Genomic DNA, 22,165 nt, shown 5'->3' on the forward strand with positions numbered 1-22,165 from the left:
ATGAGCATTACCGATAACGCCACCGGCGGCGTCAACGAGCCGGAAGAATTCAATAAGTCGGAATCTCAGGAAAACTCGCAAGGTGGCGAAGCAGTGGACGCTTCGCAGGTGTCGAACCAGGACACCGGGGCTGCGAATAACCCTGAGGACACCGGCGCTGAAGAAACTTCAGCCAACGACAACTCCCAGGGTTTTGCACACCTCGGCCTTCCCGATGACGTTCAGGAAGCCGTGTCCAAGGTGGGCTTTACCAAGCCATCCCCGATTCAGGAAGAAACCATCCCGATCCTCATGGAGGGCCGCGACGTCGTCGGCCTCGCCCAAACGGGTACGGGTAAGACCGCAGCCTTTGCACTGCCGGTGCTCTCCCAGATCGATACCGAGGCTCGCTATCCGCAGGCCCTAGTCCTTGCGCCTACGCGCGAGCTGGCTCTCCAGGTTGCGGACTCCTTCCAGTCCTTCGCCGACCACTTGGGTCGCATCGAAGTTCTGCCTATCTACGGTGGCCAGGCTTATGGCATCCAGCTCTCTGGTCTGCGCCGTGGTGCCCAGATCATTGTGGGTACCCCGGGCCGTGTCATCGACCACCTGGAGAAGGGCTCCCTGGATATCTCCCAGTTGCGCTTCCTCGTCCTCGATGAGGCGGACGAGATGCTCAACATGGGCTTCCAGGAAGACGTTGAGCGCATTCTTGAGGACACCCCTGAGGACAAGCAGGTCGCACTCTTCTCGGCCACGATGCCGAACTCCATCCGCCGCCTGTCCAAGCAGTACCTCAACAACCCTGCCGAAATCACGGTGAAGTCGGAGCGCCGCACCAACGACAACATCACGCAGCGCTTCCTCCTAACGCCGCACCGCCACAAGATGGATGCCTTCACTCGCATCCTCGAGGTCATTGACTACGACGCCATCATCGTCTTCTGCCGCACGAAGCATGCGACCGAAGACGTGGCCGACAGCCTCAAAGAGGCCGGCTACAACGCCGCTGCCATTAACGGCGATATCGCGCAGCAGCAGCGTGAGCGTACCGTCGATCAGCTCAAGGATGGCCGCCTGGACATCCTGGTGGCTACCGACGTTGCTGCCCGCGGCCTCGACGTCGACCGCATTACTCACGTGGTCAACTACGACATCCCGAATGACACCGAGTCCTACGTGCACCGCATTGGCCGTACCGGCCGTGCTGGCCGCACTGGCGAGGCCATCCTGTTCGTCACCCCGCGTGAGCGCCGCATGCTGCGCTCCATCGAGCGCGTGACCAACGCCCGCTTGGAGGAGATGGATCTCCCGACCGCGGATGAGGTCAATGCCAAGCGCAAGGAGAAGTTCTTCGCGGCCATCGGTGCCTTCCAGCAGGACAAGCAGTTCGACTTCTTCCGCGACATGGTGCGCGAATACTCCGCGGCAGAGAACGTGGCGATGGATGACATCGCGGCCTCCCTGGCTGTGCAGCTGCAGGGCGGAACGGACTTCCTGCTCAAGGAGCGCCCGGTGTCCAAGAAGGACCGCCGCGAGCGCGATCGCTTTGAGCGCGACGGCCGTGGGCGTGACCGCGATCGTGATGGCCGCGGGCGTGACCGTGGTGGCCGCGACCGTGACCGCGGCCCGCGCCGACCGGACGGGGACTTTGAGACGTACCGGCTGGACGTCGGCAAGCGCCAAGGCGTGCGCCCCGGCGCCATTGTGGGTGCGTTGGCCAACGAAGGTGGCCTGACCTCCAAGGACTTCGGCCGCATCACCATCGCCGTGGGCCACACCCTGGTGGACCTGCCGAAGAACCTGGACCCGGCGGTGCTGGACCGTCTCAAGGACACCCGCATTTCCGGCCAGCTCATCAAGATTCAGAAGGATACCGGACGCCCGCCGCGCCGGAACTTCGACGATGACCGCGGCCGCGGCGGTTACGGCGGGCGAGGACGTGGTGGACGCGGTGATCGTGGCGGATACCGTGACCGTGACCGCGGTGGACGCGGCCGTGATCGTGGTGGACGCCGCGGCGGCTGGCGCGACTAGCCTCCGCTCGGCGCCGCAGCGGCGTTAGAGCAACACAAGAAAACCTCCCAAACTCGTTCACGCATCGTGCGAGCTTGGGAGGTTTTCGCTATTGGGGCCTAGACCCGAAGGATTAGACGTACATCAGGATGGCGCACACAACCCACAGCAGGTTGAAGATGCCGGAGAACATAGCCAGCTGCTTCTTTAGCTTGGCCACATCAGCGCTGCCCGGGGCAGCAATCGCGGACATGGCCTGGTTCTGCTTCGGGATGACCACGACGAGCAGAATAACCCAGGCGATGACGGCCAGAAGAAGAGCGATGTGGAACTGGACCTGGGACTTGTAGGTATTGAGGTCAGTAAGGAAGACAGCTAGACCAATGACCGGAACAATAGCGGAGATATAGCCATACGTCGAGGTGATCTTGCTGAGGACACCGGCGGCACCAGCTGCAGAAGCATCACCGGAGGCCGCCTTTGCCAGCTGGCCGGGGAAGGCGGAGGTGGAGATACACACGGTACCGACCAACAAAATTGCGGTGAAGGCGTGGAGGAAGATGAGCAAGCTAGTCATGGGAGGGTGCTTATACCTTTCTGTACGGGGCTTTTCCCTGCGAGAGTCTAACGGCGCGGTGAGATGAAATCGAATCGACACTGGTGGCGCATGACCACGTAGTCGCGGGAGGGCAGCGGTAGTTGGTATTTGCGGGCCACTGCGGCAAGCCGCTGCGAGTAGTCGCAACGGTCGGCGGGCGGAAGCCAATCGGCCGGTAGAGAATCGGACTTGGCCTGGTTGAGGTTGCGGGCGGTGGCGACGAGGTTGAGCGGATCGTTAGCAAAGGCCATCTTCTTATCCGGCGGCCAAACTGATGCCCCAAGGTCCCAGGCCGCCGCGAGCGGGAAGACGTGGTCAACTTCCACGCGGTCCGGCGCGGGCGCGCGGGCATAGGGATCGTAGAGGGCCCCGTCAATAGTCTGCGCGGCCTTGACGTTGTCCCGTGTTCCAGGTGCCCATCCGCCGAAGTCTTCCCGTTCATAGCCGGGGACCTCCACGCGCGCGGGCACGGTTGCCACGCCCAGATCAGGTCCGGGGAGGAGGTGATAGCCGCCGTAGACAACGGTTGCCACGGAGAGGAAGCCTATATATACCGTGCGCAGGTTCATGCACTTTTAGACTGCGCGGGGGTGTTCGCGGTTCCCGTATGAGCAGGAAGCCTGTGAGCGCACAGGGAGGGCTACATGGATGCAGTCAAAAGGCATTTCCCAGAAGGCATCAGTAAGAAGGTTTCTTTGGGGGCAAAGACACCTTTTAGAGGCTCGGACACGGCGTTCTCGAAGCAAAGGCACCTTTTGGGAAATGCCTTTTGAGAAATGCCTTTTAAGTAGCGACCATGTAGAGCCATCCGAGCCAATCACAAGCGAAACCCCGCCACAGCAGTAACTGGACTGCTGGAGCGGGGTTCGCGCGTGAGGGGGAGAAGGGGAGAGGCTTACTTCTGAACTTGCTCCGCTGCCTCCTCGAAGTCCAAGTCATCGTTCTTCTCAACGAGCTTGGCCAGGCGGGATGCCTCCTCGAACTCCTGGGTGACCTTCTCATCCGGAGCCTTGGTGGCCAGGGAAACGCCGACAGTCACGAGCAGAGCGGAGATGAAGCCCGGTACCAGCTCGTAGAGGGTATCGCCCAGCGGGCTCATGCCCCAGCCAATCGCAACGACAGCACCGGTGATCATGCCGGCGATGGCGCCGGTGGAGTTGAGTCGCTTCCAATACAGCGACAGCAGCACCAGCGGGCCGAAGGTGGAGCCGAAGCCGGCCCAGGCGAAGCCGACCAGGCCCAGAATCGAATCCGACGGGTTGATGGCCAACACGGCAGCGATGACGGCGATGGCCACGACAGCGGTACGGGAGAGGTTGATCAGGACGTTCTGGCTCGGCTTTTTCTTGGCGAAGATGAGGTAAAGGTCCTCAATCAGGGAGGTGGAAACAACCAGCATCTGGGAGGACATCGTGGACATGATGGCCGCCAGAACGGCGGTCAGGACCAGACCAGCAAATAGCGGGTGGAACATGACCTGAGCCATGTCCAGGAAGATGGTCTCGTAGTTCTCCTGGTCAGTGATGGAGTGGCTGGTCTCAGTGAAGAAGACCGTGCCGGAGAGCGCGACGAAAATAGCACCGATGAGGGAGATACCCATCCAGCTGACACCGTAGAAGCGGCCCGCGCGGGCGTCGGAAGGCTTACGCAGCGCCATGAAGCGCACGATGATGTGGGGCTGGCCAAAGTAGCCCAAGCCCCAGGCCAGGTTGCCGATGATGACGGCGGCAGACACACCAGAGAACAAGGAGAAGTAATCGGGGTTCTCAATTACACCACCGGTGGCGTACGGGTTCTCAGCGGCGAAGCTGAAGATTTCGCCGGGGTTGTCCAAGGAGAAGAGCACCATGATCGGCACGATGATGAGAGAGGCGAACATCAGTAGGCCCTGGACGGTATCGGTGTAGGACACCGCGAGGAAGCCGCCGACGAAGGTATAGAAGACCGTCACGGCAGCCACGACGAGCATGCCGACCATGTAGTCACCGCCGAAGCTGGACTCGAAGTAGCGGCCGCCGGCCACCATGCCGGAGGAGACGTAGAAGGTAAAGAAGAAGATAATGATTGCCGCCGCGATAATGCGCAGCAGGCGCGACTTATCGTGCAGGCGGTTCTCAAAGAAGGAGGGAACGGTAATTGAATTGCCGGCGATTTCGGAGTAGGAACGCAGACGCGGCGCGACCCACTTCCAGTTGGCCCAAGCACCGATGAGGAGGCCGATGGCCATCCATAGCTCGGACATGCCGGTCAGGAACAAAGCGCCGGGCAGGCCCATAAGCAGCCAGCCGGACATATCGGAGGCGCCGGCGGATAGGGCGGCTACGAACGGGTGAAGGCCGCGGCCGGCGAGAACGTAGTCGTCGTACTCATCCGTCTGCTTGTAGCTCCAGAAGCCAATGGCGGCCATGGCAAGCAGGTAGATGATCATCGCAACGACATACCAAGTGGAGTCTTGCACTGATCTCTCCTTGAGATTGAGATTAAGAATAGGACTCATCCACGCTAACGAGGCAAAAGGCCCTACCCAACTGAAAATTGGCTGATTGACCAGTATTTGGTTACCTTGGTCACAGCTTAATGTACGGTCTTACTGGTGTTACGCCGTTATGTAACGAGACTGTAACAATTGCGTATTTGGGCAGGAATCGGGAACTTTCTGCAACCCTTTCCCCACAAAGGTGTGCTGCTAAACTGGCCCCTATGGCTTCTTACCTGCTGCATGGCCTCTGGCTGCCCGTCTCCGGCCTGAGTCTATGGATCGAACAGGTCGAAGGGCACAAGATCGTCATGCCCTCAGCAGTCCCGGAGGGAACCTTTCCGGATGTGGTCGATACCATCCTGAGCAAGAAGACCTTCCGCAACCGAGCGCGCGTCTCCCTCCGCACACCGAAGGGCAAAGGTGTCTCCCTCATGGTCCCCATGGCCATGTTCGCCCCGGATGAGGCAGTGGAGACGCTGGCCAAACTGGAATACCTTGATACAGACAGCCAGGCGGTTTCGGCGGAACAGCGTGCAGCTATTGCGCCGGACCTCTTGTGGCTCATCCGCGCCTATCGCGGCCTGTACCGTTTCGTCCGTGCCGGCCGCGTGACCATCCGCCTGTCCTATCAGGCGGGTGAGTGGTACCCGATGTGGCAGCTGGCGTCCGGTCTGGGCGAGCGCAGTTGGCTGGCGGAAATGCTAGCTTCTGCGCCCGGCATTCTTTCTATTAATAACCGGGCGCTCTCGGATGATTTGGCCGATGAGCTCACGCACTGGATTGCCTATACTCAATTGCGCCCGCAGATCGATGCCCCACGCGCCGCGCCCTGGCACGAATTCGCTCAGGCCTTGCTGAAAACCGCGCCGGTCAAGAAGGGGCGCGCCCAGCTGCTGCGTGGGCTTAACGAGTGGAAAGATTCCATTACCTCCGTTGACCTGCAGCTCGTCTTCCTCGTGGAGGAACCGCCAAATAGTACTGACTCCGTCGAGGACGCAGCGTGGCCCATTCGCTTGCTGGTGCGCTCCGGTACGGATTCGCCGCTGCCGGTGCGGCAGGACCAGTTGGATCGGGGGAGCGTCGAGAAGCTGCGTGAGGCCCGCCGCCATGCCTTCGACGTGGCCCCGCGTCTGAAGTACAACTCCGCCCCGGCGAGCCGGAATGCGGGCGATTGGGATGTGTACCTGACCACCGAGCAGCTCGTCGATTTTGTTACCCACGACGCCGCTGCCCTGCGCAAGGCCGGTTTCACCGTGCTGCTGCCCAAGTCTTGGTCCCACATGGAGACCAAGGCCAGGCTGGAAACCACGGAGGTCCGTGATCCGGCCGATGCCGCCACCAAGGCGCACATTGGTATGGAGAAGCTGTTCAGCTATGACTGGAAGCTCTCGGTGGGTGACACGCAGCTTACCGACGCCGAAATGCAAGAGCTCATCACTTCTAAGTCCGGGCTGATTCGTTTGCGCGGCGAGTGGGTCATGGCAGATACCCAGGCCTTGAACAAGATCTCGCAGTACATGCGCGAGTTGGCCGATACCGCACGCAAACGCGCCCTGAAGGAGTTGGAGCAACTCGCAGCTACCGCAGAGATGGCCCGCCAGCTGGAACAGCCCGGCTGGGAAGAGCTCGTGGCCGAGGTGGAGCGCCGCCGCAAAGAATTCAACGAGGGCGAACAAGAAGAAGCGGTAACGCTTGCAGACCTGCGCGAGATGGCCTTGAAGTCCATGGCGGAGGACCCCGTGGCCTTCACCGGATCCGAGTGGCATACTTCGCTGCTCGGTGGGCTGGATAGTACGGCACCCGACCGCGTGGACATCCCCGATATGGTCCATGCCGAGCTGCGCGAGTACCAGCGTCGCGGTGTGGACTGGCTGTACTGGATGTCCCGCAACAACATTGGCGCGGTGCTCGCAGATGACATGGGTTTGGGCAAGACCCTGCAGCTGCTGTCTTTGCTGGCGGTGGAAAAGGCCGCCCATGAAACAGCGGGGGAAGCGGAGGCGTGGAAGCCCACCCTGGTGGTTGCCCCGACCTCCGTGGTGGGCAACTGGGCTAGGGAAGCCACGCGCTTCGTACCCGACTTTAAGGTCATGGTGCAACACGGCACCGGGCGCCTGAAGGGCGAGGAATTGGTCAGCGCAGCTCAGGAGGCCGATATTGTCATTACCTCCTATGGCACGGTGAGCCGTGACTTCCTCACATTGAGCAAGGTGGAGTGGGACCGCGTGGTCCTCGATGAGGCTCAAGCGATCAAGAACGCCTCCACGCGCTCCTCCAAGGCAGTGCGCGCCATCCCGTCACGTCACCGCGTAGCGCTGACCGGCACGCCGATTGAGAACCGCCTCTCAGAGATGCGCTCCATCCTGGACTATTGCAACCCGGGCATCTTGGGTTCGGCCTCCTTCTTCCGCAACCACTTTGCCAAGGCCATCGAGCGCGAGGGCAGCGATGTTATGGCGGAGCGCCTGCGCCTTCTCACCGGTCCGTTCATCCTGCGCCGCCTTAAGACGGATCCGAATATCATCGATGACCTGCCGGAAAAGTCCGAACAGATCATCACCGTGCGCATGACCGATGAACAGGCAGCACTCTACAAGGCCCTGGTCAATGACGTGGAGCAGGCCCTGGCGAAGAAGAAGGAGGGCATCTCGCGCCGCGGCCTCATCCTGGCATCACTGACGCGCATCAAGCAGATCTGCAACCACCCGGCGCACTTCTTGGCCGATGGTAGCCCCGTCACCATCAAGGGCAAGCACCGCTCCGGCAAGGTGGAGGAGCTCATGCGGATCATCGACCAGGCCATCGAATCTCAGGAGCGCGTTCTGATCTTCACCCAGTACAAGGCCTTCGGCGACGTTCTCCAGCCCTACCTCTCTGAACAACTGGGCTGCGAGATTCCCTTCCTCCATGGCGGGGTCAGCAAAAACCGGCGCGATCAGATGGTGGAGGAATTCCAGGCCGATAACGGGGCGCCCGTCATGCTGCTCTCGCTCAAGGCGGGCGGTACCGGGCTGAACCTCACGGCGGCGTCGATTGTCGTGCACATGGACCGCTGGTGGAATCCGGCGGTGGAGAACCAGGCCACGGACCGTGCCTTCCGCATCGGCCAGCAGCGCAACGTGCAGGTGTACAAGATGATTACCGCCGGTACCTTGGAGGAATCCATCCAAGACATCCTCGACGGCAAGACACAGCTGGCCGGTGCCGTCGTGGGCGAGGGCGAGGGCTGGCTCACCGAACTGAGCCCCGAGCAGCTGGCGGATCTCATGAGCTATAGGGAGCAGGAGAAGTAAATGGCACCGAAGAATCCTGAAGACAACAACGTCATCTACGCCAACTTCGGCACCCGCAAGCGCGTGAGCACGCCGGAGGAGGTCAACCGCGTCGACCGCGTGCGAACCATGCAGCCGGCGGCCACGCGCCTGCTCAATTTCGTGAACCAGCAGACGGATTCCGGCCGCATTCGCCGCGGACGCCAATACGCCACGGAGGGGCATGTCGTGGGCCTCGACGTGCGCAATGGTGCTGTGCACGGCAAGGTTGCGGGCTCTCAGAATGAACCTTTCGCGGTGCTCATCCAGGTGCCTTACCGCAACAATGAGGACATCGGGCGGCTGTCGGAGATGTTCGCACGCACCCCCAACTCCGTGGCGAAGGCCAGGGAGGGCATGCTTGCCGACGCCTCCCTCGACATCCTCATCGCCGAGTACCCCGACGACCTCCGTTTCTCCTGCACCTGCCCCGACCCGGAGTACGTGTGCAAGCACGTCGTGGCGGTGGCGGACCGCCTGGCCGCGCGCATGGATGCTGACCCATCCGTTATCTTCGCCCTGCGCGGACTTGATTTTGCGCGGCTGGAGCAAGCGGTCATGGAGCAGGCCAAGTCGGCCTCGGAGGACTCTTATTCAGCTTCCGCGGCCTCTGAAATCTCTGCCGAGGAGCGCAATGCCTTGTTCTGGGAGGGGCGAGAATTGCCGCCCCTGCCGGAGCCGAAAACCGCTCCCGCCGTCGATGATTCCGACCCGGAGTTGCTGCGCAAGGCCATGAGGTCTGTCAGCCATACGAACATAGATTTGCTTCGGGCCGTCTCCGATGTCGAGGACCTTTACTATCATCTGACGCACTAGACATTGCCACCCCAGGGGAGAGGCTCAAGCGCCAGCCCTGGACCACGTTGTAGGGAGTTTGCATGGCCGCGGTTACGTTCATCCACACCTCAGATTTCCAGCTGGGAATGACACGCTGGTTTTTAAGTCCCGCCGGGCAGTCGCGCTTTGATGATGACCGCGAAGCAGCGGTCCTGCGGCTCGGGGAGTTGGCCACCGAGACGGGGGCGGAGTTCATCGTCGTGGCCGGTGATGTGTTTGAGCACAACTCCTTGAGCAAATCTACGCTGCTGCGCGCCAAGGACATGTTTAAGCGCCTGCCGGTGCCGGTTTACCTGCTGCCCGGCAACCACGATCCTCTCGTGGCGGATTCCATCTTCTTCAACTCCTTTGCGGATAACGTGCACGTCATCGCGGATTCAGAGCCCATCGAGGTGCGACCAGGCGTGGAAATCGTCGGCGCTCCCTACCTGTCCAAGCGGGCTAATTATGACCTTGTTCGCCGCGCGCTGGAGCCGCTGCAGCCTGCCGATGAGGCCACGGTTCGCATCGCGGTGGGGCATGGCCAGGTGGAGTCCCGCGCGGGCGAGGGCGAGGACTCGGATGCCGATACGATTGACCTCTCCTTCGTGGAGGAGTGCCTGGATAAAGGCGTTATTGATTATCTGGCCTTGGGGGATACGCACTCCACGGAATCGCTGGGCCGTACCGGCAAGGTGTGGTTCTCCGGCAGCCCGGAGACCACGGCCTTCGACGATAGGGAGCGCGATTCGGGCAATGCCTTGGTGGTGACCGTTGAGGGGGAGCGGGTGGACGTCGCCAAGCACCGCGTCGGTCGCTGGGACTTCCGGGCGATTGATGCGGACGTTAACTCACTGGAGGAGGTCGAGGTTTTTCTTGCGGAGCTAGACGCCGTGCCGGAGAAGATCCGCACCGCGGTGAAATACAGCCTGCGTGGCACCGTGGGCCTGAGCGCGCAGGCTCGTCTTGAGCAGGGGCTGGCTGAACTGGAGGAGGTTTTTGCCTCCCTCAAGCCGCGCGAGAGGACGATGGATCTGCATCTGGCGCCCTCCGAAGAGGAGCTCAGCGAGTTGAGCTTGAGCGGTTATGCCGCGGATGCCCTGGCGGAGCTGCTTGAGGACTTAGACAACCCCACCGCCCGCGACGCCGCCAACCTGCTGTTCCGCCTCAGCGCGAAGGGAGCTTAATCATGATGCAGCTACATTCTGTTGAACTCAATAATGTCCGGGGCGTGGATCACCTGGAGGTCAAGGACCTCCCAGAAACCGGTGTGGTGGTCATCGGCGGGCCGAACGAGGCTGGCAAATCCACACTGGTGGAGTCTATTGATTTTGTGCTGACGCAAAAACACACCGCCAACTCTAAGGCGGTGAGGGCGCTGCAGCCCGCCGGCCGCGATGTGGGGCCCGAGGTCACGCTGGAGGCCACCGTGGGTCCCTATCATTTCCGCATCCACAAGCGGTGGGTGAAAAAGCGCACCTCGGAGCTGCATGTGTTCTCCCCGCGCCCGGGCCAGTGGACTGGTGCGGAAGCGGATGGGGAGCTCGAGCGCATTCTCAGTGAACATATGGACCGCGCGCTTGTCGACGCCCTCTTCGTCCGCCAAGACGATAGCCACGATGGCATCGCCGCCGTGGGCATTCCTTCCCTTACTGCGGCGCTAGAGGAGCAGACCGGGGCGAATGCCGTGGCGGAAGACTCCGAGCTGCTCACGCGCATCGAGGCGGAGTACAAGGAGTATTTCACCGCGAAGACGGACAAGCCGGCGGGGGACTATAAGGCCGCGATCGCCACGCTGTCAGAGGCGGAGGAGGAGCGCGCGAAGGCTGAGTCCGCGCTACGAGAGCTCGACGGCGTGGTGGAGCGCTATGAAGCCGCCGAGCTGAAGAAGGCCGAGGCCGAAGCGGCATTGCCGGAGGCCGTAGAAGAGTGCGAGCGCCGTGACGGCGAACTAGTCGCCGCCCGGGCCGCACAGGAGAAGGTCACGGCGCAGGAGGCAGCGGTGACCCGGGCCGCGGAAGCTGTGACGCGCGCGGAGGAGGAATCGGCGCGGCGCAAGGCTGTGATTGCTGAGCACTCCGCAGCGGTTGAAGCGGCCGAGCGTGCCGCAACTGCTGTTAGCGAAGCCCGCGAGCGCGCCGAGGAAGAGTCCGCCGCCCGCACGAAGCTGGAAGAAGAACGCGCCGAGGTGCACAAGCGTTATGAGGCCGTGCGCCAGGAGCGCCAGCGCGCCCGCCGCGCGCAGCGGCGCGCAGAACGTGAGGCCTTGGGCACCCGCCTCGAAGCGTTGACCAAGCTGGAAGAGACCTTGGCGTCGCGCCGCCGTGAGCTGGCTGCCGCTCCAGACGTACCAAACTTGAAAGCACTGGAAGACGCGGCTCGTGAGGTCACTGTCCAGGAGCGCCTGCGAGCGGCGGCTGCTGCCAAGCTGTACTTTTCCGGGAAAGGCTCCGTCGCCGTCGATGGCGAGGAACGCTCTCTGGAAAGCGGTGAAGAACTTGCAGTCGAGTTGCGTGAGGGCACGACCCTTCAGGTAGGCGAGGTCACCGCCCGCTATGCCGCAGGTGCCGGCGAAAGCGGCGAGGAAGGCGTGGAGAAGGCTCGCGCTGAGCTTGCGCGCCTGCTTGAGGACGCCGGGTGCGAAGACCTCGAGTCCGCCCGTGCCGCTCACGAGAAACACACCGAACTCGCATCCGCCGCGGATTCCGCGGCGCGCGAACTGGCTGCCGCGTTGGGAGGGGAGGACCTCGGTGAACTGCGTGCGCGTTTTGAGGCCAGCGCAGAAGAGGCTGAGGACGTCGAGGGCGCTGAGGAGGCCGCGGAACCGCGAGAGCTGGACGTGGTGGAGCAGGAGGAAGAGGAGCTACGCAGGAAGCTCGATGAACTCGACCGCGCTGTGGCACCCTACCGTGAGAACAAGGCTGGCGCGGCATTAGAGGTAGCCACCGTGCGCGCGGAGGAGGCAACCGCTCAGCGCGATGCCAAGGCCGCAGCCGTGGAGGCCGCCCGTGCTCAGCTCAGTGATGCCGACGTGACCACGGCTATCGAGGCAGCACAGGCCAAGCTGCAGGAAGAAAGAGAAGTACTGGCGGAGATGTCCGCGGTAGACGTGGACACCGCCGAGCATCTTGCCAAGGGAGCGCGTACACACGTGGATTCCCTGAAGGCAGCGGTGAATGCAGCGGTCGGTGACATGCGCGAGTTCCGGGGACTCATCGATATGCATTCCGGTGCGGCTGAGGATGCGGAGAAAGCCGCAGCCGAGCTCGAGGTTGCTCGTGAGCGCCACGCCGCTATCGAGCGTCGCGCGGAGGCTGCGCGTTATCTGCGCACTCTCATGCTGCGCCACCGTGACGCCGCGCGCCAGCGCTATGCCGCGCCGTTTGTCACAGCGCTCAATAGCTTGGCGCGAACAGTCTTCGGTGGGGATGTGGACTTCGAGCTGTCGGAAGAGCTCAAGGTCGAAGCTCGCAGCCGCGACGGTGAGACCGTGTCTTTTGACGCGCTCTCTGGCGGTGCTAAAGAGCAGTTGAGCATCCTGACGCGCTTCGCCATAGCTCAGCTGGTGTCCGATGAACCGGTGCCTGTACTGATCGATGATGCGTTGGGTTCCACGGACTCCCAGCGCCTTCAGCTCATGGCGGCGCTGTTCAGTAAGGCGGGGAAAAGCACTCAGGTCATCGTGCTGACCTGTATGCCGCAGCGCTATTCCTGGGTGCCTGGGCGAATGGAGCTAGATATGGAGAAACTTACAAGGGCCTAAGTCCCGGAGTGTAGGGTATGAGCCATGACAGCGGACACTCGATGGCTCACCGAAAGCGAACAGGACCTGTGGCGCCACATTCTAGCTAGCATTCGCAAGATCAATCGCGGTATGGAGGAGACCCTGTTGGCCTGCGGCGATATCTCAGCCGCGGAGTTTTCGGTGCTTGTTTCTCTTTCGGAAGCACCCGCGCACACGCGGCGCCTGCGCGAACTCTGCACGGAGTTGGAGTGGGACCGCTCCCGCGCCTCCCACCAAATCACCCGCATGGAAAAACGGGGTTTGGTGCGCAAGGAAAAGTGTGCGGGCGATGCGCGTGGCGTGGAGGTCGTCATGACGAAGTCCGGCCGGGAGCGTCTAGAGGCGGCGGTACCTGAGCACGTCGAGTCCGTGCGCCGCATGGTTTTTGATCACCTCGATCCTGCCGACGCTCCGGCGGTCCTGCGTTTCTGCGAGGGCGTCCTTTCAGAAAGCAACCTTCCGGGATATGACGGCTTCGTGCCGGATGAGCGCTTGGGTATTCACACCGACTAGTTGTGCTTCGTACGGGTAGTGTTAGTTTTCGACCGTTTACTCACCTGGAGGTGATCTGTCCGCACCATGATGGGACAAGAACTGTTTGAGCATCCCGAGCGCCAGTACGCTACGTACCGCATTACTCCGCTGAAAGAGCTCAGCACCCAAGTAGGCCCGGTCGATGATCTGGATGAGCTCTCCGAGGAACAAGCCACCGCGCTTGAGGCGGCCCTCGAGCAGCACCCGGAGGGCGCGCTGACCTTCGATGACGCCTCGCAGCTGTGGATTATCGGCGCGGATGAGGATATTGAGCGTATGTTCCAAGACCGCGAGGGATTCGTCGAAGCGCTCAACAACAACGAAGACCCTGGGGTCTAACCCACAGTCGGTGTCATACTAAAGGTGGATGGCGGCTAGATTTACTGGGTTTAACTACGGGCGGTTCTGTTTAAACTGCTAAGATACTCTGTGTTAAAGGGCGAGCATCCCCGCGCTTTTCAGAGGCAGCTTGAGCGAGAGCGCTATCTGGCTAGGGGAGCTAAGTGAAAGGACAAAACATAATGGTCGAGCGCGATTTGGCTCAGGAGCAGCGCGAAGCAGCTGCACGTGACAAGGCTGACGGCTGGGTATCCGTCTTCGTTCAGTGGATTCCCTCCATGCTTCTCTCCGTGGTGATGCTGGGCGCCATGATGTTCGGCATGTACTACATCGAGCACGGCACCTTGGACATCACCCAGCCGATCGTCAACCAGTACATCACCCAGTAACCTGGTTCGCTCCCTCGCTGCCGCCTGGCAAAGGGGAGAACAGCTTGACTTTAAGCCCCAGCAGATTTGCCTGCTGGGGCTTCCTCTTTATCACCAGGCTCATCTCTCTAACTCGTGCCGTGGATCCATCAGGCGGCTTGAGCCACTGCTAAGCCTGAGAATTAATCTCCGAGTGCGATGTCTCGAGACATGATGACTCCTACGCCCTTCGCGCTCACCGTCGTTCCATGATCAGCCGCCGCCCGTCCTTTCGGTGAGCGCGAAGGGCGTATTCGTCCGAGAGAGCGTTAATCCGATAGCCTGAACTCCATGGACTCTCGCATCTACATTCGCTATCTCAACGGTCCGCTCCTGTGGATGGGAATAGTCGTTGGCCTTGCCGTCGTGGCAGCGGTGGTGCCCACGATGATTGATTCCACGTGGGCAGCAATCCTATTTGGTGCCCTAGTCATCATTGCAACCGTGGCCTGCCTGCTGATGCGGGTGAAGATCGCCGTCAACGATGGCGAGGTTGCGGTGTCCGTCTTTGGCGTCTTCACAAAGAGAATTCCCCTGCGCGAGATCACCGGGGTGAGTATCGGTCCTGAGACGGGGCTTAAAGAAGGTGCGGGCCCGCGCATCGTCGATGGCGCACCAGCCTATATCGTCTCTGGGCCGACGGTGCGCTTCGAGTACGGCTCAAACGCTCTTGTTGCCTCGGCGAAGAATCCAAAGCAAGTGGTCGAGGATGTAGAGGCGCGCTTGCGATAGTTCCATATCCCCAGACCTCGATCCCGAAACCTCCTGGTGGGTGGTGGGGCGTTGGTAAGCGCTAGGCGACGCCCACCTGCAGGTTGCGGGTTTCAGGTCTGGGGAGATGCAAAAAGTGACAAGCCGCCCACCCGCAAACGTGGCGTCGTAAAAAGTGGGCCGGGGCGTACTGGCCGATTCGGGGTAGGCGGGCATGAAAAAGTGCCCCTGACAGGGATCGAACCTGCGACCTTCGGTACCGGAAACCGATGCTCTAATCCGCTGAGCTACAAGGGCATTGCTGGCGAAATGCCAACGATGCGATTCTAACCTATAAAGACTGAAGCGCAGTAATTGGCCTAGCGCCGATGGGGGTGTGGTGGGAAAGAAGCAGCGGCCGGAGTAGCCACTGCTTCGAGTTTTTCGCTGGGGCGCTTACTGGGCCGGCTGTTCCTGGGGCTGGTCAAAGAAGCCCGGGGCATCCGCGGTGTGGACGTCACCAGTGCGCAGGTAGTCAACCACAATCTGGTCAACAGCCTTGTTACCCACCGCGAAGTGGCCGTGACCCGGGCCGTGGACGGTCACCACGCGGGACTGCATTGGGTCAGACAGGCCGCGGTAGAAGGCATACGGGGTCTGCGGGTCACCGGTAGCCTGCAGCTGCAGTGGCTTGGTCTGCAGCTTGTCACCAGAAACGGCAATCGGGGTAGTGATCGGTGCGCGGCCGGAGCAACCGGCGCCGGAGGCATACATCGCGTTGAACAGTGAGAACGGGTCAACGGTGACATAGTTAGACCAGAGGAAGGCCGGGATGAAGGTCGGATCCGTCGGCGCAGTGTTCTCATTGCACATGATGATGTTCTGCATGCTCATGGAGTTGAGAATCTCTTGCTGGACCTTCTGCGGGTCCTGCTCGCCCTGTTGTGCGGCCTGCTCCTCAAAGTTGATGGCTTCGACGCCGCCAATGTGCTTGGCTAGGGAGTCCCACGACTCCGGGCGGGGAAGGAGGTCGCGGGTAGCGGTGAGCGTCGGCGAAGTGGCCTGAACAGCCTGCGGGTTCTGGACCTTGCCCGCGAGGTGCTCTGCCTGTACGCGCAGCTCACCGGTCGCAGTCATGACATTGGCGCCGGGCTGGCCGGCAAACTCGAGCCCCGGTGGGAGGTCACCAATCTGCGCGTTCGGAGGAAGCACGGTGGGGCGCACGCCCGCCTCCGCGGCCACAATCTGAGACCAGCGCTCGTAGGCCTTCAGCGGGGTCGTGCCGGCGTGGTAGGTGGCGTCGTTCTTAGCCACATAGTTAAAGAAGTCATGCAGAGCATTCTCATAACCAGCCTGCTGAGAAGCGAAAATCTGGTTCCACGCCATGTTGGGGTTCATTCCGGAGTCAAGCACGACCTTGTCGGTGTGCTCCGGGTAGAGCGTGGAGTACGTGGACCCCAAGAAGGTGCCGTAGGAGAGGCCGAAGATGTTGATCTTCTCCTCGCCGAGTGCCTGGCGGACAACATCCCAGTCCTTGGCGGTGTTCTCCGTGGTCAGGGAATCGGTGTAGCCCGGGGTGTTCTTCTCGCAGTCGTCGCGGGTAATGGAGCCGATCTTTGTCAGCTGTTCCAGAGGGTTTCCGCCCGCCTCAGTTGACGAGCAGTTGACCTGTGCGGAATCGCGCAAACCACGCGGTTGAACGCCGATGATGTCGTATCCTTGTTTGACTTCCTCAGGCCAGGCAGCGAAGTTGACCCAGCTATACGCGTCACCGCCTGGACCGCCCGGGTTGGTGAACAGAGTGCCTTGGCGCTCGCCCGTGGCCTTCAACCGGATAAGGCCGACGTCGATAGTGCCCTTCTCGGGAGCATTATGGTAGGTCGGCACGGTCACGTGGCCGCATTCGGCACGCTCTTCGGTGACCCCTTCCGGGCACGGGCCCCAGTTGATGGCGGGTTGGTCGGCGTGAGCAACGGCAGGTGCCGCAACCAAGCCAGCGGCGATGGTTACAGGTCCTAGAACCGAACCTAAAACGCGAGAAAGACGCATAGAACAAGGCTCCTAAAATCGTAAATTGGTACGAGCCTTATCCTATGCGTCAGGGGTGATGTGAGCCGAGCTCTCATACAGGGCGGGTGCCCCCGAAAGCCTCACTACTTAACAATCACCACAATGAGATCGCGCGGGCCGTGGACACCCTCCACGCGGGAGAGCTCGATATCCGAGGTCGCGGAAGGGCCCGAGATCCACGTTGCCGGGCGCTCCGGGTTCATGCGGGAAACCATCTCCGGGACACCGTAGACAATCTGGTCCTTGCGCACGATGCACACGTGACGGTCCGGCACCAAGGTCAGCGCGCGACGGCCGCAGGTCTCATTGGACTCAAGCACGATGGTGCCGGTCTGCGCGGAGGTGACGTGAGATTCGGTCACCACGGCGTCGACAGCGTCGAGCTCACGCGGGTCCTTGGCGTTGTCATCCGGGGTGATGGTGCCTTCGAAGCCGTCGAGAAGCCCAGCGTCCATGCCAGGTGCGTAGACGACATTCGAGCAGCCGCGCTCCTTCAGGATGTCCACGAGGGTGGAGTTCAGGCCGGACTCATCGGTGACGTGTACATCAGCCTTGTAGTCTTCGAGGCGGTCCACCAGCATCTCGCGTAGCTCCTCTTCGTTGAGCGTGCCTTCCTTCTGATATTCGCGCGGGATGTCTACGTGGTCCGGCAAACCGGCCTGCTTTTGGGCGGCGGCAATGCGGTTGAGGATTTCCTCTTTGGCGGTGGTCACTTGATGCCCTCCTTCTTGGCTTGGGCGAGGAGTTCTTGAGCTTCGTCAGAGTTGAACCATTGGCGGAAGGACTTCTTCGGAGGAACGGCAGTATCGCGTACCTCGGACCAACCAGACATGAACAGCGGTAGCTTGTCGATGACTCCGTTGAAGCCACCGAGGACACGGCCGAGCGCCACCATGTGGGTGATCTGGTTCCAGATCTTCGGGTTCTTCCACACCAGCTCCACGACTTGGAAGAGCTTTTCCTCCACTGGCGGGGTGGCGTTAGTGACCTTCTGGTAGCGGTTCTCCAAAATGACTTGGGAGAGCGGGATGCGCACCGGGCAAACCTCGTCGCAGCGGCCACACAGGGAGCAGGCATAAGGCAAGCTTGCCGACGGATCGTTGTGGTCCTTCATACCTGTTAGCTGCGGCGTCAGGGAGATGCCAATTGGGCCCGGGTAGACAGAGCCGTAGGCGTGTCCGCCGGCGCGCTCGTAGACCGGGCAGACGTTCAGGCAGGCAGAGCAGCGAATGCACTTGAGTGCTTCGTGGCCCTTGGGGGAGGACAGGGCTGCGGTGCGGCCATTGTCCAGAAGCACGATGTGGAAGTTCTGCGGGCCGTCGCCTTCGGTCACACCGGACCACATCGACGTGTATGGGTTCATGCGCTCAGCAGTGGAGGAGCGCGGCAGCAGCTGCAGGAAGACTTCGAGGTCCTGGAAGGTCGGGACCAGCTTCTCAATGCCCATCACGGTAATGAGGGTCTCCGGCAGGGTCAGGCACATGCGGCCGTTGCCCTCGGATTCCACGATGTTGATAGTGCCGGTCTCAGCCACACCAAAGTTAGCGCCGGAGATGGCGACCTTGGCCTTCATGAACTGCTCGCGCAGGAAGCTGCGGGAAGCCTCAGCCAACTCCGCCGGCTCGGCCTTGAGGGAGTCATCGGTGTTCGGCATCTTGTTGACAAAGATGTCCCGAATCTCCGCGCGGTTGCGGTGGATGGCCGGGACCAGAATGTGGGAAGGCTTATCCTCACCCAGCTGGACGATGAGCTCCGCCAGGTCAGTCTCCTGGGCGTGGATACCGACCTCTTCCAGGTGCTCGTTGAGCGCGATCTCCTGGGTGGCCATGGACTTGATCTTGACCACGTCGGTCTCACCGGTTTCGCGGATAAGGCCCTCAATGATCTTGTTGGCTTCCTTGGCATCGCGTGCCCAGTGGACAATGCCGCCGCGCTTGGTTACCTGCTCTTCGAACTGGAGCAGCAGCTCGCCCATGCGGACAGCAACGTCATCCTTGAGTGCGGAGCCGGCGTCGCGCAGCTGCTCCCAGTCCGGGGTTTCATCAACGGCGTGCTGGCGCTTGTTGCGAATGGTGGTGGTGGCGTGGTGCAGGTTGCGGCGCTGGGTGGCGTTATTGAGGCCAACGTGTGCCAGCGGCACGAACGCCTTCGAACCGCGCAGGTTGCCGTAGCCTTCTGGGGCTCGGGGAGGGGTGGTGTCGAGGAAGGAAGTCATTAGAGCATCTTCTCCTTGGAGTAGGCCGCGGAGGTGGGAGTCCACGGGTGTTCCTTGGTGGAGGCGAGGATTTCCGCCAGGTGGATAGCGCGAACACCGGAGCGCTGGCGAGCCAGAGCGCCTCCAATGTTCATCAGGCAGGAGGAGTCACCGCCGGTAATATATTCGGCCTCGGTTTCACGAATGTGGCGGGTCTTATCACCGACCATCGCTGCAGAAACCTCGGCGTTCTTAAGAGCGAAGGTGCCGCCGAAACCACAGCATTCCTCCGCATTAGGTAGCTGGACGAGGTCGATTCCTTCGACCTCCTTAAGAAGCTGGTAGGGGCGGTCACCCAGTTTGAGGAAGCGCAGGCCGTGGCACGAAGGGTGATAGGTCACGCGGTGGGGGAAGAAGGCTCCGACATTGGTGACACCGGCGACGTCGACAAGAAACTCCGGCAAGTCCAGGGTCTTGCCGGCAGCCTTCTTGGCGCCGTCCACATCGGCGGAGGTGCCGAAGCGGTTTGCGATCATCTCGTGCTGCTCGCGCACGGCGCCCACGCAGGAGCCGGAGGCAGAAACCACGTAATCAATGGAGGGATCCGCGAAGGCGTCCGCATAGGTGCGGATCATGCCCAAGGTCTGCTCCTGGTAGCCGGTGTTGATGTGCATCTGGCCGCAACAAGTCTGTTCCTCGGGGAAGACGACGTCGTAGCCCAGGCGGGAGAGGATCAGGGCCGTGGCCTTGTGGGCATCGGGGAAAAGTGAGTCACCGATGCAGGTGGAAAACAATGCTATTCGCATTTGTGAGCGCTCCTTAATCTGCCTCCATGTGGCTTGTCCCGTGCTGTGCACAGCGGAGTTGTGCTCGGATGCGCGCTACCAGGACAGCCGCACTGGGCATTTTTCGAGTGTGTACCTTTGAGCCTACCGCCCAAAACTCACATTATCGACACAGGATTACCCCTCCTACCTGGCTTTTTATCGCAACACTAATGTTGTGAAATTCCTAACGTGCGGTGATGGTCGCAGCGGTCGCGGCCGATATGAGGCAACCCCCAGACTGGGCGATGAAGACGCCCGAATCTGGGGGTAGTTAGTGGTGTAGAACTTTATGGCTAAACCCTTTTAGGGGACCAAGAAGCCCAGCACGTTGGTCATGAGGAAGACGATGACGCACACGACGGCGAGGAAGGCCACGGAGTAGCCCACGACCGCCTTGAAGATGCGGGATTCCTCGCCCTCCATCTGCACGGCGGTGGCGGCGATGGCCAGTGACTGCGGGGAGATCATCTTGCCCACAACGCCACCGGAGGTATTGGCGGCCAGCATGAGGTCCGGATTGACGCCGATGCGCTCGGCGGCGGTGACCTGCAGGTTGGCAAAGAGTGCGTTGGCGGAGGTATCCGAGCCGGTGACGGCGGTGCCGATCCAGCCCAGGACGGGGGAGAAGAGCGCGAAGATGCCGCCGACAGAAGCCACGAACTGGCCGATGGAGATGGTTTGGCCGGAGTAGTTCATGGTGTAGGCCAGTGCGAGGACCAGGATGATGGTCAGCGCGGAGAACTTCATGCGGGAGACAACCTCGCCGAACTTGGTCAGCGGCGCGGAGGCGTCCAGCTTGTAGCGGCCGTTCTCGTTGAAGGTCATGTAGATAAGGGCCACGATGATGCCGGAAATCAGCAGTAGGGTTCCCGGGTTGCCCAGCACGTTGAACGTGAAGGCGGTGTCCATGGCGTGGCCTTCGGCGTCGAAGACGGTGCCGTCGAGAAGCGGCCAGGCAACGTTGACCTGGAGGAAGCCGAAGATGGCCGGCCATGCGGTGGCGATGGCGAAGACAGCGGTGACCACGGCATAGGGCAGCAGGGCCATCCAAATGCGGCTGCTGTTGAGATCCGTGACCTCCTCCTGGGCGGGCAGCTCCATGCGCTCGCGCAGGCTGTCGACACCCTTGGGCTTCCACACACGCAGGAAGATGAAGCCCGCGCCGAGGGAGACGATGCAGGCCACGACGTTGGTGAGCTGGTAGGCGAAGAAGGTAGCCGCGGCCCACTGGGCAATGGCGAAGGAGATGCCGATGACGGCCGCGGCGGGGCCGGCCTCCTTAACACCGCGCATGCCGTCAAGGATAAAGAGGATGAAGAAAGGCACGACGGCGGCAATGAGCAGGACCTGGAGGGAAATCAACGCGGCGATGTCAGCGGTCTGCTCGGCGGTGCGCCCGCCGACCGAGCCCGCGGTGGTGACTGGGATGCCCACCGCGCCGAAGGCCACGGGCGCGGTGTTGGCAATGAGCACCGTGGTGGCCGCCTTGAGCGGCTTAACACCCAAGGCCAGGATCATGGTCGCCGTAATCGCCACGGGGGCGCCGAAGCCGGCGAGGGCCTCCAGCAGGCCGCCGAAGCAGAAGGCGATGAGGATGGCCTGGATGCGGATATCGCCATCGCCCAGCAAGTCAAAGGTCTTGCGCAGGTCATTGAATCGTCCGGAAGCCACGGTCACTTCGTAGAACCAGATGGCGGTGATGATCACCCAGACGATGGGGAAGAGGCCGAAGAGCCCGCCGCGCACCGCGGAGGACAAAGCCATGCCGGTTGGCATGCCCATGCCGAAAATGGCGATGAGAACCGCTACGAGAAGCGCTACCGCACCCGAGGTGTGGGCGCGGGCCTTGATCCCCAGGAGCATGATGAAGAACGCGATGAGCGGCAGCGTGGACACCAGCGCGGTAAGCCCGACGTTGCCAGCGATGGCGTCGGTGGTGATTGTGAATGTAGACATAACGCTCACTTCAGGTTGAGTCCCGCCGGCGTCCCTGCGGTGGTCCCCGCGGTGTGGCACCACAAGTTTCGGCCGGGCGAGAGAGGCGAAAGAATAAATCGGTTCAGATATCAAGTTTAGGGTAAAACCATGCGAGTGCTTGTGTCGCCGGATTCACACTACGGG

17 protein-coding genes and 1 tRNA gene are annotated in these 22,165 nt (G+C 61.6%); 9 read left to right on the forward strand and 9 right to left on the reverse strand.

Annotated elements, in window-relative coordinates; genetic code table 11:
- The gene (locus HMPREF2604_RS02445) at positions 1 to 2,016 is read left to right on the forward strand and encodes a DEAD/DEAH box helicase (RefSeq protein WP_070562961.1); all 2,016 of its coding nucleotides are present in this window, start codon (positions 1 to 3) and stop codon (positions 2,014 to 2,016) included.
- 112 nt (positions 2,017 to 2,128) lie between these two features.
- Here the strand turns inward: HMPREF2604_RS02445 and HMPREF2604_RS02450 are convergent, their stop codons facing one another.
- From HMPREF2604_RS02450 to putP, 3 genes are all read right to left on the reverse strand, one after another.
- Entirely contained in the window at positions 2,129 to 2,572 is a 444-nt protein-coding gene (locus HMPREF2604_RS02450; RefSeq protein ID WP_070562964.1) for a DUF2269 domain-containing protein, read from the reverse strand.
- Between the two features lie 47 nt (positions 2,573 to 2,619).
- Positions 2,620 to 3,162: an HNH endonuclease family protein gene (locus HMPREF2604_RS02455; protein WP_070524985.1), complete on the reverse strand. Its 543-nt coding sequence runs from the start codon at positions 3,160 to 3,162 to the stop codon at positions 2,620 to 2,622.
- A 326-nt stretch (positions 3,163 to 3,488) separates the two neighbouring features.
- Complete coding sequence (putP, locus tag HMPREF2604_RS02460; protein ID WP_070562968.1) at positions 3,489 to 5,051, reverse strand: sodium/proline symporter PutP; 1,563 nt, start codon at positions 5,049 to 5,051, stop codon at positions 3,489 to 3,491.
- Positions 5,052 to 5,293: 242 nt separating this feature from the next.
- On the opposite strand from putP, the gene HMPREF2604_RS02465 reads away from it, so the two are divergent.
- The 8 genes from HMPREF2604_RS02465 (at position 5,294) to HMPREF2604_RS02500 (ending at position 14,995) form a co-directional block, all read left to right on the forward strand.
- The gene (locus HMPREF2604_RS02465; RefSeq protein WP_070562971.1) at positions 5,294 to 8,365 is read left to right on the forward strand and encodes a DEAD/DEAH box helicase; all 3,072 of its coding nucleotides are present in this window, start codon (positions 5,294 to 5,296) and stop codon (positions 8,363 to 8,365) included.
- On the forward strand, positions 8,366 to 9,199 hold the full coding sequence (locus HMPREF2604_RS02470; protein WP_070562974.1) for an SWIM zinc finger family protein: 834 nt from the start codon (positions 8,366 to 8,368) through the stop codon (positions 9,197 to 9,199).
- A gap of 62 nt (positions 9,200 to 9,261) precedes the next feature.
- Positions 9,262 to 10,386, forward strand: coding sequence for a metallophosphoesterase family protein (locus tag HMPREF2604_RS02475; RefSeq protein WP_070562977.1), 1,125 nt, complete (start codon positions 9,262 to 9,264; stop codon positions 10,384 to 10,386).
- A gap of 2 nt (positions 10,387 to 10,388) precedes the next feature.
- Positions 10,389 to 12,962: an AAA family ATPase gene (locus tag HMPREF2604_RS02480; RefSeq protein ID WP_070562981.1), complete on the forward strand. Its 2,574-nt coding sequence runs from the start codon at positions 10,389 to 10,391 to the stop codon at positions 12,960 to 12,962.
- A 24-nt stretch (positions 12,963 to 12,986) separates the two neighbouring features.
- Entirely contained in the window at positions 12,987 to 13,496 is a 510-nt protein-coding gene (locus HMPREF2604_RS02485) for a MarR family winged helix-turn-helix transcriptional regulator (protein ID WP_070531202.1), read from the forward strand.
- A 66-nt stretch (positions 13,497 to 13,562) separates the two neighbouring features.
- Positions 13,563 to 13,856, forward strand: a complete 294-nt coding sequence (locus HMPREF2604_RS02490) for a molecular chaperone GrpE (RefSeq protein ID WP_070562985.1) — start codon at positions 13,563 to 13,565, stop codon at positions 13,854 to 13,856.
- Positions 13,857 to 14,038: 182 nt separating this feature from the next.
- Positions 14,039 to 14,245, forward strand: a complete 207-nt coding sequence (locus HMPREF2604_RS02495) for a hypothetical protein (protein ID WP_154737117.1) — start codon at positions 14,039 to 14,041, stop codon at positions 14,243 to 14,245.
- Positions 14,246 to 14,554: 309 nt separating this feature from the next.
- Positions 14,555 to 14,995, forward strand: coding sequence for a hypothetical protein (locus tag HMPREF2604_RS02500; protein WP_070562987.1), 441 nt, complete (start codon positions 14,555 to 14,557; stop codon positions 14,993 to 14,995).
- 202 nt (positions 14,996 to 15,197) lie between these two features.
- On the opposite strand, the gene HMPREF2604_RS02505 is transcribed toward HMPREF2604_RS02500, so the two are convergent.
- The 6 genes from HMPREF2604_RS02505 to HMPREF2604_RS02530 form a co-directional block, all read right to left on the reverse strand.
- A tRNA-Arg gene (locus HMPREF2604_RS02505) sits at positions 15,198 to 15,271 on the reverse strand.
- Positions 15,272 to 15,409: 138 nt separating this feature from the next.
- Complete coding sequence (locus tag HMPREF2604_RS02510) at positions 15,410 to 17,002, reverse strand: alpha/beta hydrolase (RefSeq protein WP_070562991.1); 1,593 nt, start codon at positions 17,000 to 17,002, stop codon at positions 15,410 to 15,412.
- Between the two features lie 104 nt (positions 17,003 to 17,106).
- A complete protein-coding gene (locus HMPREF2604_RS02515) occupies positions 17,107 to 17,736 on the reverse strand; it encodes a LutC/YkgG family protein (protein ID WP_070562994.1) in 630 nt (209 codons plus the stop codon).
- Entirely contained in the window at positions 17,733 to 19,238 is a 1,506-nt protein-coding gene (locus HMPREF2604_RS02520) for a LutB/LldF family L-lactate oxidation iron-sulfur protein (RefSeq protein ID WP_070525134.1), read from the reverse strand. The genes HMPREF2604_RS02515 and HMPREF2604_RS02520 overlap by 4 nt, the downstream gene beginning before the upstream one ends.
- Positions 19,238 to 20,023 (reverse strand): (Fe-S)-binding protein, encoded by a 786-nt coding sequence (locus tag HMPREF2604_RS02525; protein WP_070525136.1) that lies wholly within the window; start codon positions 20,021 to 20,023, stop codon positions 19,238 to 19,240. The genes HMPREF2604_RS02520 and HMPREF2604_RS02525 overlap by 1 nt, the downstream gene beginning before the upstream one ends.
- Before the next feature lie 324 nt (positions 20,024 to 20,347).
- Positions 20,348 to 22,000, reverse strand: a complete 1,653-nt coding sequence (locus HMPREF2604_RS02530) for an L-lactate permease (protein ID WP_070562998.1) — start codon at positions 21,998 to 22,000, stop codon at positions 20,348 to 20,350.
- Positions 22,001 to 22,165 lie beyond the last annotated feature (165 nt).

The organism is Corynebacterium sp. HMSC055A01 (assembly GCF_001809405.1).
GTDB lineage: Bacteria > Actinomycetota > Actinomycetes > Mycobacteriales > Mycobacteriaceae > Corynebacterium > Corynebacterium hesseae.

Excerpts from the sequence above, each read along its gene's own strand:
- HMPREF2604_RS02445 (WP_070562961.1), top strand. The coding sequence starts at position 1 with ATGAGCATTACCGATAACGCCACCGGCGGCGTCAACGAGCCGGAAGAA.
- HMPREF2604_RS02450 (WP_070562964.1), bottom strand. The coding sequence starts at position 2,572 with ATGACTAGCTTGCTCATCTTCCTCCACGCCTTCACCGCAATTTTGTTG.
- HMPREF2604_RS02455 (WP_070524985.1), bottom strand. The coding sequence starts at position 3,162 with ATGAACCTGCGCACGGTATATATAGGCTTCCTCTCCGTGGCAACCGTT.
- HMPREF2604_RS02465 (WP_070562971.1), top strand. The coding sequence starts at position 5,294 with ATGGCTTCTTACCTGCTGCATGGCCTCTGGCTGCCCGTCTCCGGCCTG.
- HMPREF2604_RS02470 (WP_070562974.1), top strand. The coding sequence starts at position 8,366 with ATGGCACCGAAGAATCCTGAAGACAACAACGTCATCTACGCCAACTTC.
- HMPREF2604_RS02475 (WP_070562977.1), top strand. The coding sequence starts at position 9,262 with ATGGCCGCGGTTACGTTCATCCACACCTCAGATTTCCAGCTGGGAATG.
- HMPREF2604_RS02480 (WP_070562981.1), top strand. The coding sequence starts at position 10,389 with ATGATGCAGCTACATTCTGTTGAACTCAATAATGTCCGGGGCGTGGAT.
- HMPREF2604_RS02485 (WP_070531202.1), top strand. The coding sequence starts at position 12,987 with ATGACAGCGGACACTCGATGGCTCACCGAAAGCGAACAGGACCTGTGG.
- HMPREF2604_RS02490 (WP_070562985.1), top strand. The coding sequence starts at position 13,563 with ATGATGGGACAAGAACTGTTTGAGCATCCCGAGCGCCAGTACGCTACG.
- HMPREF2604_RS02495 (WP_154737117.1), top strand. The coding sequence starts at position 14,039 with ATGGTCGAGCGCGATTTGGCTCAGGAGCAGCGCGAAGCAGCTGCACGT.
- HMPREF2604_RS02500 (WP_070562987.1), top strand. The coding sequence starts at position 14,555 with ATGGACTCTCGCATCTACATTCGCTATCTCAACGGTCCGCTCCTGTGG.
- HMPREF2604_RS02510 (WP_070562991.1), bottom strand. The coding sequence starts at position 17,002 with ATGCGTCTTTCTCGCGTTTTAGGTTCGGTTCTAGGACCTGTAACCATC.
- HMPREF2604_RS02520 (WP_070525134.1), bottom strand. The coding sequence starts at position 19,238 with ATGACTTCCTTCCTCGACACCACCCCTCCCCGAGCCCCAGAAGGCTAC.
- HMPREF2604_RS02525 (WP_070525136.1), bottom strand. The coding sequence starts at position 20,023 with ATGCGAATAGCATTGTTTTCCACCTGCATCGGTGACTCACTTTTCCCC.
- HMPREF2604_RS02530 (WP_070562998.1), bottom strand. The coding sequence starts at position 22,000 with ATGTCTACATTCACAATCACCACCGACGCCATCGCTGGCAACGTCGGG.